The organism is Aeromicrobium chenweiae, from assembly GCF_003065605.1.
Classification (GTDB): domain Bacteria; phylum Actinomycetota; class Actinomycetes; order Propionibacteriales; family Nocardioidaceae; genus Aeromicrobium; species Aeromicrobium chenweiae.
Map to the genome: position 1 here is coordinate 2843255 of NZ_CP026952.1, position 13975 is coordinate 2857229.

Annotated in this window: 11 protein-coding genes; 6 read left to right on the forward strand and 5 right to left on the reverse strand. The window is 70.6% G+C overall.

Features of this window, described 5'->3' with window-relative positions:
- The first annotated feature begins 17 nt into the window (after nucleotides 1–17).
- Genes C3E78_RS13765 through C3E78_RS13775 form a run of 3 tightly spaced genes read left to right on the forward strand, consistent with a single transcriptional unit; the run spans nucleotide 18 to nucleotide 3277 of the window.
- On the forward strand, nucleotides 18–455 hold the full coding sequence (locus C3E78_RS13765; protein WP_108579306.1) for a hypothetical protein: 438 nt from the start codon (nucleotides 18–20) through the stop codon (nucleotides 453–455).
- 27 nt (nucleotides 456–482) lie between these two features.
- On the forward strand, nucleotides 483–2846 hold the full coding sequence (locus C3E78_RS13770; RefSeq protein WP_108579308.1) for an FdhF/YdeP family oxidoreductase: 2364 nt from the start codon (nucleotides 483–485) through the stop codon (nucleotides 2844–2846).
- Nucleotides 2843–3277: a DUF1810 domain-containing protein gene (locus tag C3E78_RS13775; protein ID WP_108579310.1), complete on the forward strand. Its 435-nt coding sequence runs from the start codon at nucleotides 2843–2845 to the stop codon at nucleotides 3275–3277. The genes C3E78_RS13770 and C3E78_RS13775 overlap by 4 nt, the downstream gene beginning before the upstream one ends.
- A gap of 69 nt (nucleotides 3278–3346) precedes the next feature.
- On the opposite strand, the gene C3E78_RS13780 is transcribed toward C3E78_RS13775, so the two are convergent.
- The 3 genes from C3E78_RS13780 to C3E78_RS13790 all read right to left on the reverse strand — a co-directional run bounded on the left by C3E78_RS13780 (nucleotide 3347) and on the right by C3E78_RS13790 (nucleotide 8694).
- The gene (locus C3E78_RS13780; protein ID WP_108579312.1) at nucleotides 3347–6382 is read right to left on the reverse strand and encodes an amidase family protein; all 3036 of its coding nucleotides are present in this window, start codon (nucleotides 6380–6382) and stop codon (nucleotides 3347–3349) included.
- 126 nt (nucleotides 6383–6508) lie between these two features.
- The gene (locus tag C3E78_RS13785) at nucleotides 6509–8032 is read right to left on the reverse strand and encodes an OFA family MFS transporter (protein ID WP_108579314.1); all 1524 of its coding nucleotides are present in this window, start codon (nucleotides 8030–8032) and stop codon (nucleotides 6509–6511) included.
- Nucleotides 8033–8106: 74 nt separating this feature from the next.
- The gene (locus C3E78_RS13790) at nucleotides 8107–8694 is read right to left on the reverse strand and encodes a TetR/AcrR family transcriptional regulator (RefSeq protein ID WP_108579316.1); all 588 of its coding nucleotides are present in this window, start codon (nucleotides 8692–8694) and stop codon (nucleotides 8107–8109) included.
- A gap of 93 nt (nucleotides 8695–8787) precedes the next feature.
- Here C3E78_RS13790 and C3E78_RS13795 point away from each other — a divergent pair, with 93 nt between their 5' ends.
- The 3 genes from C3E78_RS13795 (at nucleotide 8788) to C3E78_RS13805 (ending at nucleotide 11657) form a co-directional block, all read left to right on the forward strand.
- A complete protein-coding gene (locus tag C3E78_RS13795; protein ID WP_108579318.1) occupies nucleotides 8788–9822 on the forward strand; it encodes an NAD(P)-dependent alcohol dehydrogenase in 1035 nt (344 codons plus the stop codon).
- Between the two features lie 70 nt (nucleotides 9823–9892).
- The gene (locus C3E78_RS13800; RefSeq protein WP_108579320.1) at nucleotides 9893–11155 is read left to right on the forward strand and encodes a magnesium transporter MgtE N-terminal domain-containing protein; all 1263 of its coding nucleotides are present in this window, start codon (nucleotides 9893–9895) and stop codon (nucleotides 11153–11155) included.
- Nucleotides 11148–11657 carry a DUF1003 domain-containing protein gene (locus tag C3E78_RS13805; RefSeq protein ID WP_108579322.1) on the forward strand — a complete coding sequence of 170 codons (510 nt, stop codon included), beginning with the start codon at nucleotides 11148–11150 and terminating at the stop codon, nucleotides 11655–11657. Before C3E78_RS13800 ends, C3E78_RS13805 begins: the two co-directional genes overlap by 8 nt.
- Here the strand turns inward: C3E78_RS13805 and C3E78_RS13810 are convergent.
- The gene (locus C3E78_RS13810; protein ID WP_108579324.1) at nucleotides 11654–12259 is read right to left on the reverse strand and encodes an SAM-dependent methyltransferase; all 606 of its coding nucleotides are present in this window, start codon (nucleotides 12257–12259) and stop codon (nucleotides 11654–11656) included. The two genes, C3E78_RS13805 and C3E78_RS13810, sit on opposite strands and share 4 nt — an antisense overlap.
- A complete protein-coding gene (locus C3E78_RS13815) occupies nucleotides 12256–13938 on the reverse strand; it encodes an ABC-F family ATP-binding cassette domain-containing protein (RefSeq protein WP_108579326.1) in 1683 nt (560 codons plus the stop codon). Before C3E78_RS13815 ends, C3E78_RS13810 begins: the two co-directional genes overlap by 4 nt.
- Between the last annotated feature and the right edge of the window lie 37 nt (nucleotides 13939–13975).

Sequence of the window (13975 nt, forward strand, 5' to 3'; positions counted from 1 at the left end):
TGTGATGTGCTGACCCCGTGACTGCCGCGAACCTCGTCGCCGACCTGGCCAAGAAGTCGGGCCTCGTCTGGATCGCGTACGACGGCGGCACCCACGCCGTGTGGCACGAGTGGGTCGACGACGCGGTGTGCGTGGTCTCCGGCGGGGACGAGCAACGGCTGCCGGGGATCGCCGAGCGGTCCACCGTGCGACTGCTGCTGCGCAGCAAGACCACGCGAGCGCTCGCCGCCGAGGCCGAGGCCCGCGTCGAGGTCGTGCCGCCGGGGTCCGAACGCTGGGACGAGGTGACGACCGCCCTCAAGCGCGGACGCCTCAACCTGTCCGACAGCGCACACGCGATCGAGCGCTGGGCCCGCGACTCGGTGGTCGTCCGCCTCGTGCCGACCGACCGGGTGGACGTCGCGTCCACGCTTGACGACTCGCTCCGAACGACTTCACCGCCGTTGTCGGGGTAACGTGCAGACGAAACCCTGGGAGGCAGCATGAGCAAGGCCAAGGACATCGACGAGGACCAGCTGGAGGTCCACGCCCCGAAGCGCGCCGCCGCAGGCGTCACCGGCGTGAGGGTGGCGATGCAACGTTCCTTGTCGCTGATGGGACCGACGCGGACCGCGCGGACCCTGCTCAAGCTCAACCAGACCGACGGCTTCGACTGCGTCAGCTGCGCGTGGCCCGACCCGGACCCGGAGAACCGCCACGCCGCCGAGTTCTGCGAGAACGGCGCCAAGGCCGTCGCTGACGAAGCCACGACCGACCGCGTCACCCCGGCCTTCTTCGCCCGGCACAGCATCGAGGAGATGGCTGCGCACGACGACTACTGGCTGAACATGCAGGGACGCATCACCCACCCGATGGTCAAGCGCCCCGGCGGCACGCACTACGAGCCGATCGACTGGGACGACGCCTACGCCCTGATCGGTGAGCACCTGCGCACGCGCGAGTCCCCCGACCAGGCCACCTTCTACACCAGCGGCCGGGCCTCCAACGAGGCCGCGTTCATGTACCAGCTGTTCACCCGGGCCTACGGCACCAACAACCTCCCCGACTGCTCCAACATGTGCCACGAGTCGAGCGGCACGGCGCTGACCGAGGCGATCGGCATCGGCAAGGGCAGCGTCAGCCTGCGCGACATCTACGACGCCAAGTGCATCGTCATCGCCGGCCAGAACCCCGGGACCAACCACCCGCGCATGCTGTCCGCGCTGGAGATCGCCAAGCGTCGCGGCGCCAAGATCATCTCGGTCAACCCGCTGCGCGAGGCCGGCCTGGTCAACTTCCGCAACCCGCAGGTGCCGCGCGGCGTCGTGGGCAAGGGCACCGAGATCGCCGACCTGCACCTGCCGATCCGCCTCAATGGCGACCTGGCCCTCTTCCAGGGCATCGGTCGGCTGCTGGTCGAGTGGGACGCCCTCGACCACGAGTTCATCGACAAGCACGTCGACGGGTTCGACTCCTGGCGCGAGCACGTGCTGGCCGCGGACTGGGACGAGATCGAGGGGGCGTCGGGCCTGACCCGCGACCAGATCGCCGAGGCCGCGGAGATCATCCGCGAGTCCGACGCCACGATCTACTGCTGGGCGATGGGCCTGACCCAGCACCGCAACGCCGTCGCGTCGATCCGCGAGATCTGCAACGTCGCGCTGGTGCGCGGCGACATCGGCAAGCGCGGCGCCGGCCTGTGCCCGGTGCGCGGGCACTCGAACGTCCAGGGTGACCGGACGATGGGGATCTGGGAGCGCGTGCCGGAGCACTTCCTCGACTCGCTCCAGGCCGAGTTCGGCTTCGACCCGCCGCGCGAGCACGGTCTCGACACGGTGGACTCGATCCGCGGGATGCGCGACGGCAAGATCACGTTCTTCATGGGCCTGGGCGGCAACTTCGTGAAGGCCGCGCCCGACACGGAGGTCACCGCCGACGCGTTGGCCACCACCGAGATGACCGTGCAGGTCTCGACCAAGCTCAACCGCTCGCACCTCGAGTGCGGCGACACCGCCCTGATCCTGCCCACCATGGGGCGCACCGAGCACAACGCGACCAGCGCGGGCGAGCAGTTCATCACCGTCGAGGACTCGATGTCGGCCGTCCACGCCTCGCGTGGTGTGATCCCGCCGGTCAGCGAGCACGTGCGCTCGGAGATCGCGATCATCGCGGGCATCGCCGAGGCGACGATCGGCGACCGCCACGGGATCCGCTGGGCCGACATGGCCGAGGACTACAACATCATCCGGCACCACATCTCGCGTGTGGTCCCCGGTTGCGAGGAGTACACGCACAACGTCGACCGCCCCGGCGGCTTCGTCCTGCCGCACGCCCCCCGCGACACCCGGACGTTCGAGACCAGCTCCGGCAAGGCCGAGCTCATCGCGTCCCCGCTGGAGGTGCTGCAGGTCCCGGAGGGGCACCTCGTCCTGCAGACCCTGCGGAGCCACGACCAGTTCAACACCACGATCTACGGGCTCAGCGACCGGTACCGCGGCATCGAGGACGGCCGCCGCGTCGTGTTCATGCATCCCGACGACATCGCCGCGCAGGGATTCAAGGACCGCGACATGGTCGATCTCGTGACCCGCTGGGACGACGACGACGTCGACCGGGTCGCCGAGAAGTTCCGCATCGTCTCGTACGAGACGCCGCGCGGATCGGCGGCGGCCTACTACCCCGAGACCAACTCGCTGGTGCCGCTGGACTCGACCGCGACCGGCAGCAACCAGCCGACGTCGAAGTCCGTCATCGTCCGGGCGGTCCCGGCCGGTCAGGGTCGTTCGGACGACACCGGCGGCTCGCAGGAGGGCGTGGGGTCGGACGACTCCCACAAGACCGACCGCCAGCCCCACCACCTGTCGTGACGGAGGCCGCCGCGACCGATCCGTTCGACCTGCAGCGTTTCGTCGACGCCCAGGGCAACGGCACGTACGAGCGAGCCGTCGCCGAGCTGCGCGACGGTCACAAGACGACGCACTGGATGTGGTTCGTGTTCCCGCAGGTCGCAGGGCTCGGACGCAGCGACACCGCCGTCCGCTTCGCGATCTCCGGGCGCGACGAGGCCGCCGCGTACCTGGCGCATCCGGTGCTCGGGCCGCGCCTGGCCGAGTGCGCGGCGATCCTGGCGGACGCACGGGGCACGGCGACGGACGTCCTGGGTGAGGTCGACGCGCAGAAGCTGCGCTCCTCGGTCACGCTGTTCGCCGAGGTCGCCGACGACCCGGCACCGTTCCGCGCCGTGCTCGACCGGCACTTCGCCGGCCTGGCCGACCAGGCGACGCTCGATCGGCTCTGAGTCGCCGAGCCGCACTGACGACGACGCCGCGGACCGTCTGCGGTCCGCGGCGCCGTCGTCAGCGTGTGACTACTTCTTCTTCGAGACCCGCAGCTTGACCTTCTTGCTCCACGCCGGCGAGTACTCCTCCCCTGTCACGACGTAGGCGCGGATCGTGTGGCGTCCCGGCGCGAGCTTCGGCAGGCGGATCGACTTCGTCCTGCCGACCGTGACCGTCCGGACGATCTTGTTGCCGTCGTGGATCAGCACCGTGGCCTTGCGCGGCGCGACGACCGTGATGCGCAGGAGGGCCCGTTTGCCCGACTTCACGGTGGACTTGGCGAGCTTGATGGTCGCGCGGGTGCCCGCCTTGGCCACCTTGACCGTGGCGGTGGCCGTGCTCGGTGCGACCGTGTCGGACCCGAGATAGCTCGCGGTGACCAGATGGCTGCCGACCGGCACGTTCGTCGGCAGGGTCACCGTGGCCCGACCGCGGGTCACGGTACCCGTGACCTTCCTGCCCGCGACCTGCACCGTGACCTTGCCCGTGGCGGCCGGGTCGGACGCGACGGACACGGTGGCCCGGACAGCCGTCCCGTACGTCGTCGCGGTCCGGTCGAGGCTCACCGAGGTCACCGAGTCCGCGGGACCGGTCCACGGCAGCGCGGGAGCGAACGCGGTGTGCACCGCGGCCCGCGCCTGCTGCTCCACGGCGTACCCGAGGCCGAGCACCAACGCGTCGTCCCACGCACGGCCCACGATCTGCACGTTGTTGGACTGCCCCTCCTCGTTCTTGCCGATCGGCAGGATCGCCGTCGGCAGGCCGATGGACTGGGTCGGGACGCCCGAGGCGCGGTCCGAGCTGAAGATCGCCGACGACGCATCGTTGTTGCCGACGCTCGTGAGGAAGCCCGGATAGATCACCGCGGCGACCGGCTCGCCACCGAAGGCGGAGTCCATCCAGCTGGCGGCGGTCTGCTTGTAGGCGTCCCGGCGCTTCAGCAGGTTGTCGACGCTGGTGTCGTCCATCGGCTGGGCCGTGTAGTTGCCGCTCACGTTGTACGGCAGGTTCGCCGGGCTCTCCATGAGCTGCTTGGTGGTCAGCGGGAAGGCGTTCGGACGCTCCTCGGCGATGTAGCGCTCCCACCCCTCGGCACCGGCGCTGCCGGACGTCGGGAAGCTCCCGGTCGGGTTCGCCGGTGCGGTCGCCTGTCCTTCGGCAACCGGCACCAGCGTGCCGCCGGCCGCCTCGATCGCCGTCCTGGCCTGCTCGAGCGCGACCTGACCGGCGTTGTCGTCCGTGATGGCCGTGGACCGGAACGCCGAGGGGACGTATCCGATGACCTTGCCCTTCAGGGCGTCGCTCCTCAGCGCGGACTTCCACTCGGCCGGCCGGTTGCTGTTGTCGACCCGCGACGTGAGCAGGTCGTCAGGGTTGTTGCCCGTGGTCCGCGTCGCGGTGGCGTCGAGCAGGGAGGCGACGTCGGTGACCGACTTGGCGATCGGGCCGGCGTAGTCCGTCGCCCAGGTCAGTGGCATGACGCCGTTGGTGCTGGTGAGGCCGTCGGTGCCGCGGAACGAGGTCAGGCCGGCGCCGGTGGACGGCGCGTACAGCGAGACCCCGGTCTGGGTGCCCATCGCCCCGGCCGCCAGGTCGGCGCCGACCGCCGTCGCGGATCCGCCCGACGAGCCGAACGACGTCTTGGACGGGTACAGCGCGTTCCACGTCTGCTGGAAGCCGCTCTCGCTGAACGAGCCGGAGTTCGCGAACTCCGACAGGTTCGTCTTGCCGATGATGACCGCGCCGGCCTCGCGCAGCCTGGCGACCTGCCAGGCGTCCGCTCCGGGCTGCCAGTCCTTCAGGGCCAGCGTCCCGCCCGAGGTGGGCATGTCCTTGGTGTCGTACAGGTCCTTCAGTGCGATCGGCACGCCCAGGAGGTCGCCCTTCTCGCCGGCCGCGCGCTTCTTGTCCGCCGCCATCGCCTGGGCGACGGCGTCCTTGGCCACCGTGATGAACGCGTGGAACCCCAGGGCGCCGGAGTCGTAGGCCTCGATGCGGTCGAGGTAGGCCTTGGTGACCTGCACCGAGGTCACCGTGCCGGCGACCATGTCGGCCTGCAGGTCGGCGATGGTCTTGCCGGAGACGTCGTACGCGACCTCTGTCGAGTGCAGGGCGGGGGTCTCCCCGGCCGGGATCTGCAGCGGCTCGGCGCCCGCACAGGCGGCCTGGTACGCGGAGAGGTCCCAGTTCGCGAGCGTGCAGATCTCGTCGAGGGTGAGGTTCGCGAAGTCCGGCTTCGCCGCGGCGGCCGCGGTGTCGGTCGAGATCTGGGACGTGTCGCTGCGCGCACCGACCACGACGTACTGCATGAGGGACGTGGTCCGTCCCGGCTCCACCGTCAGCTCGCGCACGAAGCCGAGGTCGTTCGACCGGCTCCCGGTCGGTGTGTACGCCGTGGTGAACGGGTTGGCCTGCTGGTCACCGAGCCGGGTCACCCCGGACCCGACGACGATGCCGGTGGGCCGGGTGTTCCCGGGAGTCGTTGCGGTGAGCCACGTGTCGTCCGCCTCCGCGACCGTGTCACCGTCGCTGGTGGCGCTGATCGTCGCCTTGTTCGGGCTGGGCGTGGCTCCGGTGGTCGTGTGCCCCGACCCGAGCGATCCGCCGAAGGACACCGCGAACGTCACGGGCTCGGTCGAGGTGTTCGTGAAGGTGTCGAAGAAGCTCGTGGTGTTGGTCGCGGAGGTGACCTGGACCTTGCGCGTCATCACCAGGTCGGCGAGGCGGACCGACCTCGTCGACGTGTACGAGCCGGGCGCCGAGGCCGTGAGACCGAAGCCGCGCATCATCTGGTCGTTCATCCGCGGCGCCTCGTCGTCCGGGGTGTCGACGTGGACGAAGATGTTGCCGAAGCCCTCCATCCTGGACTCGGAGACGTTGCGGATCGAGCCGGTGTCGAGGCCCGGTCGTCGCGCATCGTTGATCTGGACGGTGGCGCCGTTGGTGGTCGACGCGCTCGAGAGCGCCTGGGCCGACGGGGTGACGGCCAGCAGGCCGACTCCGAGCGCCGAGGCGAGCGGGAGGGAGACGAGACGCGCGGCGCGCCTCGACGTGGTGGTGGGCATAGGTGGGCCACGTGCTTTCTGGGCGGGGGAAGTGGTGCCCCCGTTTCTATGCCGCCCGCGTGAACGATCCGCCTCCCGCGTGTTGCCACCGTGTAACGGCCTGGGCCCCCCGACCCGGTCGCCGCCTCAGAACAGGTCGGCTGCCTTCACTGCCGTCTCGTAGATGCCGTACGCCAGCGGCACCAGGACCACGATCCAGGCGATGACCAGCAACGGTCCGGCCTTGTCGATCGCCACGTCGGTGCCGCCGTCGCCGGCGGATTCGACGGGTGCCTCAGCCGTGGCGGCCGCCGCCTTGTCCTCGTGGAAGCGCGAGGCGACCGGCCGGATCAGGAGGTTGGCCACGAACCCGACCGCCAAGATGGCGACCATCGTCAGCAGCGCGGGACGGTAGTCCCCCGCGTTGAGCTTGCCGGGCTCGCCCTGGGCGTCCAGGAACCCGTTGACGATCAGCGGGCCCGCCACGCCCGCGGCCGCCCACGCGGTGAGCAGGCGCCCGTGGATCGCGCCGACCTGGTAGGTGCCGAACAGGTCGCGCAGGTACGCCGGCACGGTCGCGAACCCGCCGCCGTAGAAGCTGATGATGACGCCCGCGAGCAGGGCGAACAGGATCGTGGACGACGAGCCCTGGAAGGCCAAGAAGGCGTACAGGACGATGCCGATGCCCAGATAGCCCACGTACATGTTCTTGCGCCCGACGACGTCGGACGTGGACGACCAGATGAACCGGCCCGCGAGGTTGAACAGCGAGAGCAGCCCGACGAAGCCGGCTGCCGACGCCGCACTGACCGAGGACTTGGAGCCGTCACGGAAGAAGTCCTGGATCATCGGGGAGGCCTGCTCGAGGATGCCGATGCCGGCGGTGACGTTGCAGAACAGCACGACCCACAGCAGCCAGAACTGGGGCGTCTTGATCGCGTTGTCGGCCGAGACGTTGTCGGTCGTGACGAGCGCCTTGGCCTTCACTGTCGACGGGTCGAATCCGGCCGGCTTCCAGCCGTCCGCCGGCACGCGGATGAGCCAGGCGCCGAACAGCATCAGGACGAGGTAGACCAGGCCGAGGGTCACGAACAGCTTGGCCACGGCCGAGCCGGACGCGATGCCCGTCGCGGTGTCGTACTTGTCGTCGTAGATGCCGAGCAGCTTGGACGACAGGGGGCTCGCGATCATCGCGCCGCCGCCGAAGCCCATGATCGCCATGCCTGTCGCGAGGCCGGGACGGTCCGGGAACCACTTGATCAGCGTCGACACCGGGGAGATGTAGCCGATCCCCAGGCCGATGCCCCCGATGAAGCCGTAGCCGAGATAGACGAGCCACAGCTGGTCGGTGGCGATGCCGAGCGAGCCGACCATGAACCCGCCGGACCAGAACACCGCCGCGGTGACCATCGCCCGACGCGGTCCCCCGGTGTCGACCCACGTGCCGAAGATCGCCGCGGACAGGCCGAGCATGACGATCGCGATCGAGAAGATGATCCCGATCTTGGTCAGGCTCGAGTCGAAGTGCTGCACGAGCGACGCCTTGTAGACGCTCGTCGCGTACACCTGCCCGATGCAGAAGTGGACTGCCAGTGCGGCCGGCGGGATCAGCCAGCGGTTGAAGCCGGGCTTGGCGACCGTGTGCCGGCGGTCGAGGACTGCGAGTGCCATGTTCTCCCCCAGATGTGACGTACGACGCTCATCCCAACCTAGGGGCCAAGGACCCTGTGCGCACCCGGGCAGCGTCAGACCATGACCGCCCTGCGCACTGCGTCGCGCAGGAAGTCACGGCGCCGGCGGTGCACGACCTCGTCCTCGTCGGCGGTCGCGGCGTACACGTTGCTCACCGGCGACCACGCCATCGACATCGCGATCACCATCGCCATGATGTCGAACGGATCGCCCTCGACCAGGACACCGGCCGCCTGGCCGGCGGCGATGGCGGCCAGCTTGCCCTGGTCCATCCGGTCGGCGTCCGGGACCAGGTGGCCCGCGGGCCGCCGCTCGAGGCGCGCCCACGTGGCCAGCCGGATCAGGTCGGGCCGCGCGAGGTACTCGTCGTACAGACGGACGGCCCAGTCCCCGGGGTCCTCCGCGCTGATGGGCACCACGTCCATGATCCGCTCGAGCGACGCGGCGAAGACCGTGTCGAACAGCTCGTCCTTGCTGCCGAAGTACGCGTACAGCTGGGCCTTGTTGCTGCGCGCCACCGCGACGATGCGGTCCACCCGAGCCCCCGCGATGCCGTGCTGGGCGAACTCCGCGGTCGCCGCCTCGAGCATGCGGGCGCGGGTCGCCTCACCGCGGGCGCTGAGGGCCGGTGTCTCGGTCATGGGTACAGACTACCAACCGGTCTGTTTGCATCCACGGTCCTCACGGGTTACGGTTAACAGACCAACTAGTAGGTATGTTCTGAGGAGATCGCGATGCGCCCGTCCCACGCCCTGCAGGCCGACCAACCGCACGACGTCCCCCACCGGGTGCGGGTCGAGCGACGGGACCTGCGCCCCGACGACGTGGCGATCCGGGTCACCCACTGCGGTGTCTGCCACTCCGATCTGCACGCGCTCGCGGCCGGCCCGGAGGCCTTCCCGCTCGTGCCGGGCCACGAGTTCGTCGGGGAGGTCGTCGAGGTCGGTCCCGACGTGCGCGACTTCGCCGTCGGCGACCCCGTGGCGGTCGGCAACATCGTCGACTCCTGCGGGGTCTGCCCGATGTGCCGCGCCGACCAGGAGAACTTCTGCCAGGACTTCCCGACCCTCACGTACGGCGGCCGCGACCGGGTCGACGGCAGCACCACCCTCGGCGGGTTCAGCACCGAGTACGTCGCCCGCGACCGGTTCGTCTACCACCGTCCGGCCGGTCTCGACGCTGCGGGCGTCGCTCCCCTGATGTGCGCGGGCGTCACGGTCTGGGAGCCGCTGCGCGCGTGGGGCGTCGGCGACGGATCGGCGGTCGGCGTCGTCGGGCTCGGCGGGCTCGGCCACCTGGCGGTCAAGATGGCGCACGCACTCGGCGCACGCGTGACCGTCTTCACCAGGACGCTCGACAAGGCCGACGACGCTCGCGCGCTGGGCGCCGACGACGTCGTCCTCTCCACCGACGACGCGGCGATGGCCGCCGTGGCCGGCACCCTTGACCTGGTGATCGACACGGTCGCCGTCCCGCACCCGGTCGAGCCCTATCTCCGTGTGCTCGCGATGGACGGCACCCTCTGCTCGCTGGGCCATCTCGGACCGGTGACCGTCGAGACCACGGCCCTGCTCATCGGGCGCAAGCGGCTCTCGTCGTCCGGCAGCGGCGGACGACGGAGCACGCGAGAGATGCTCGACTTCTGCAGCCGGCACGGGATCGTCGCCGACGTCGAGGTGCTGCCGTCGCGGTCGATTGCCGTCGCACTCGAACGCCTCGAGGCCGGTGACGTCCGCTACCGGTTCGTGCTCGACCTCGCCGACCTCTGAGCGGGACCGCCGAGCGACGCCACGGAGGCGTCTCCCGAGCGGGGCTCCGGCGCCCCGGTACAGTTCGAGCGTGAGCGCAACGGCCGGTCGGATCTTCCTGTCCCGCATCGTCGGGCAGGCGGTCTTCGACCCCGCGGGCGACCAGGTCGGCAAGCTGCGCGACGTCGTGGTGGCCATCCGGTCGGCGAAGCAGCGTCCGCGCGTCCTCGGCATCGTCGTGGAGGTCCTCGGCCGGCGCCGTGTGTTCCTGCCCATCACGCGCGTGACGTCGCTCGACTCCGGCCAGATCATCACGACCGGCGTCCTGAACGTCCGCAGGTTCGAGCAGCGCAGCACCGAGACGCTCGCGATCCACGAGCTCCTCGACCGCACCGTGACCCTCCCGGACGGCAACCCGGGCACGGTCTACGACCTCGCGATGGAGCAGGACCCGCGCCGCGACTGGTACATCTCCCACCTCGCGGTCCAGGCGGGCGGCAAGCGCTTCGGCCGCCGCGGCCCCCACCAAGTGCTGGAGTGGGACGAGGTCAAGGGCCTCACCTCCGAGGAGACCGGCCAGGGCGCGACGCACCTGCTCGCCACGATGGACGAGATGCGTGCCGTCGACGTCGCCAACGCCCTGCGGGACCTGCCCTCCAAGCGCCGCATGGAGGTCGTCTCCGAGCTCGACGACGAGCGCCTCGCCGACGTCCTCGAGGAGCTCCCCGAGAAGTACCAGATCGAGATCCTCGGCGTGCTCGACCCGGGCCGTGCGGTCGACGTGCTCACCGAGATGGACCCCGACGACGCGGCCGACCTGCTCGGCGAGCTCCCGCCGGCGACGGCGGAGGGGCTGCTGCTGCAGATGGAGCCGCAGGACGCCCAGGACGTGCGCCGTCTGCTGTCGTACGAGGAGCGCACGGCCGGCGGCATGATGACGACCGAGCCGGTGGTCCTGTCGCCCGACGCGACGATCGCCGAGGCCCTGGCACGCGTCCGCAACCCCGACCTCATCCCCGCGCTGGCCTCGCTGGTCTACGTGTGCCGGCCCCCGCTCGAGACGCCGACCGGCAGGTTCCTCGGCATCGTGCACTTCCAGGCCCTGCTGCGCGAGCCCCCGTCGACCCTCGTCGGGGCGATCGTCGACAACGACATCGACTGGCCCCGTCCCGGGGCGTCGCTGCAGCACGTCGCCAACCTGCTGGCGGCGTACAACATGGTCGCGCTTCCCGTCGTCGACGAGAACTCCCACCTGCTCGGGGCGGTGACCATCGACGACGTCCTCGATCACCTGCTCCCGGAGGGGTGGCGCGAGAGCGACCCGGACAACGCGGAGGTGGTCACCCATGGCTGAGCGCGCACGTCTCGACCAGCCCCGCGAGGTCCGCCGGTCCATCCGCCCCCGCCGCCGCGAGCTCGATCCAGAGCGCTTCGGCCGGTTCGCGGAGTCCACCGCCCGGTTCCTCGGCACCGCCACGTTCATCGCGTGGATGACGGTCTTCGTCGCGATCTGGATCGGCTGGAACATGCCGTACGGTCCCGATCGTCACCGGTGGGACGAGTACCCGTTCATCTTCTTGACCCTCATCCTGTCGCTGCAGGCGTCGTACGCAGCCCCGCTGATCCTGCTGGCGCAGAACCGGCAGGAGGCCCGCGACCGCGTCACGCAGGAGCAGGACCGTGACGCGACCGCGCAGGCGGCCGCCGACATGGAGTTCCTGGCCCGCGAGGTCGCCAGCCTGCGCCTGGGCATCGGCGAGGTCGCGACTCGCGACTTCATCCGCGGTGAGCTCCGCAACTTGGTCAACGACCTGGAGAAGCGCGACGACGTCGGCGAGGACGAACCGGCCCCCTAGGCACGGACCGCCTGGACGATCGCGTCGTGCATCGTCCCGGCCTGCCCCTGACGGCGGACCGTCGTGACGTCGATCGACGACCACTCCGACGGGTCGAGCCAGCCGGCCGCCTCCTCGCCGGTCCAGCGGACGTCCGGGAACTCGTGGTCGCCGTGCCGCTCGTCGATCGGGTCGTGCCCGACGAGCAGGAGCGTGCCTCCCGGCGCGACCGCTGCGCCCAGCTGCCGGTAGAGCGTCGTCAGCGCGGGGCGCGGGAGGTACATGAACTGCGCCGACACCAGGTCGTACGCCCCGGGGTCACCCAGCCACGTGCCGAGGTCGACCTGCTGCCAGGTGATCGCGTCCGCGACCCCGGCCTCCACCGCGTGCCGGGCCGCCTTGTCGAGGGCGACCCGGGACACGTCGAGCGCCGTGACGGTCCAGCCCTGGCGGGCCAGCCAGATCGCGTCGGCGCCCTCGCCGGCACCGACGTCCAGCGCCCGTCCCGGGGCCATCCCGGTCACCCTGTCGACGAGCTGCGGATTGGGCTGCCCGCTCCAGATCCGGTCCTCGGACCCGTACCGCTCGTCCCAGAACTCCTCGGTGAACATGTCTCCGCTCATCTGTCCCTCACGACCCTCGTCTCGTCCCACACCGGCTCGTCCGACTCGTACAGCCTGCCATCGGCCCCGAACACCAGGAACCGGTCGAAGCTCCGCGCGAACCACCGGTCGTGGGTCACCGCCACGACCGTGCCCTCGAAGGTCGACAGGGCCGCCTCGAGCGCCTCGGCCGACTCCAGGTCGAGGTTGTCGGTCGGCTCGTCCAGCAGCAGCATCGTCGCGTGCGCGAGCTCGAGCAGCAGGATCTGGAACCGGGCCTGCTGCCCTCCGGACAGCTGGTCGAACGCCTGGTCGCCGGCCTTCGCCAGGCCGTACCGGTCGAGCGCCTTCGCCGACCCCTCGTGGCCCATCCCCCGCCGGTGGCCGTCGCCGTGGTGGAGGATCTCGAGCAGCGTGCGACCCATCAGCGACGGGTGCTCGTGCGTCTGGGCGAACCAGCCGGGACGGACCCGCGACCCCAGCCGCGCCATCCCCGTGTGGTCGACCGGTGGCGGCACGACCTCACCGACCGGCTCGTGCTCGATGTCGGGACGGGAGCCGCCGGCGGCGAGCAGCCGCAGGAAGTGCGACTTGCCCGACCCGTTGCTGCCCAGCACGGCGACCCGCTCCCCGAACCAGATCTCCAGGTCGAACGGCTGCATGAGCCCCGTGAGCTCGACCTGCTCGGCGACGACCGCCCGCTTGGCCGTGCGCCCGCCCTCGAGCCGCATCCGCAGGTTCTGCGCGATCGGCACCGCCTCCGGAGGTCCCTCACGCTCGAAGCGGTCCAAGCGGGTCTGCGCGGCCTGGTACCTCGCTGCCATGTCCGAGTTGTAGGCGGCCTTCTGCCGGTACATCAGCACGAGCGCCTTGAGCTTGGCCCGCTCCTCGTCCCAGCGCAGCCGACGCTCCTCGAGCTTGGCGTTGCGGTCCAGCCGGGCCTGCAGGTACGTCGAGAACCGTCCCGGGTGCACCCACAGCGTGCTGCCGGCCGCTCCGGGCTCGAGGGTCGCGATCCGTTGAGCGACCCGCTCGATGAGCTCGCGGTCGTGGCTCACGAACAGCACGGTCTTGGGCGTCTCCACGAGCCGTTCCTCGAGCCACCGCTTGGCCGGAACGTCGAGGTAGTTGTCGGGCTCGTCCAGCAGGAGCACCTGCTCGGGCCCGCGGAGCAGCGCCTCGAGCACGAGCCGCTTCTGCTCGCCACCGGACAACGTCGTGACCTGGCGGTACTGGGCCTGCTGGAACGGCACGCCGAGCGCCGCCATCGTGCACATGTCCCACATCGCCTCGTGCTCGTAGCCGCCGGCGTCGCCCCAGTCGACGATCGCCTGCGCGTACGCCATCTGGTCCTGCTCCTCGTCGCGCTCGATCATCGCGAGCTCGCTGCGGTCGACCTCGGCGGCGGCCGCGCGGACGACCGGCGGAGCGACCGACACGAGCAGGTCGCGCACCGTGCTGTCGTCGCGGACCGACCCGATGAACTGGCGCATGACGCCGAGCCCGCCGGTCACGGTGACCGCCCCGGAGTGCGGGTCGAGGTCGCCGGTGGCGATGCGCGTCAGCGTCGTCTTGCCCGTCCCGTTGGGACCGATGAGTGCGACCTTCGCGCCCTCGCCGACACGGAGGCTGACGTCGGACAGCAGCGGCCGCCCGTCGGAGAGCGTGAAGCTGATCGAGCTGAGGTCGAGGTGTCCCACGCGTCCATCGTCGCAGCGCGGCCCGGTTAGGTCACAC

Excerpts from the sequence above, each read along its gene's own strand:
- C3E78_RS13805 (WP_108579322.1), top strand. The coding sequence starts at position 11,148 with ATGGCTGAGCGCGCACGTCTCGACCAGCCCCGCGAGGTCCGCCGGTCC.
- C3E78_RS13770 (WP_108579308.1), top strand. The coding sequence starts at position 483 with ATGAGCAAGGCCAAGGACATCGACGAGGACCAGCTGGAGGTCCACGCC.
- C3E78_RS13785 (WP_108579314.1), bottom strand. The coding sequence starts at position 8,032 with ATGGCACTCGCAGTCCTCGACCGCCGGCACACGGTCGCCAAGCCCGGC.
- C3E78_RS13795 (WP_108579318.1), top strand. The coding sequence starts at position 8,788 with ATGCGCCCGTCCCACGCCCTGCAGGCCGACCAACCGCACGACGTCCCC.
- C3E78_RS13790 (WP_108579316.1), bottom strand. The coding sequence starts at position 8,694 with ATGACCGAGACACCGGCCCTCAGCGCCCGCGGTGAGGCGACCCGCGCC.
- C3E78_RS13780 (WP_108579312.1), bottom strand. The coding sequence starts at position 6,382 with ATGCCCACCACCACGTCGAGGCGCGCCGCGCGTCTCGTCTCCCTCCCG.
- C3E78_RS13810 (WP_108579324.1), bottom strand. The coding sequence starts at position 12,259 with ATGAGCGGAGACATGTTCACCGAGGAGTTCTGGGACGAGCGGTACGGG.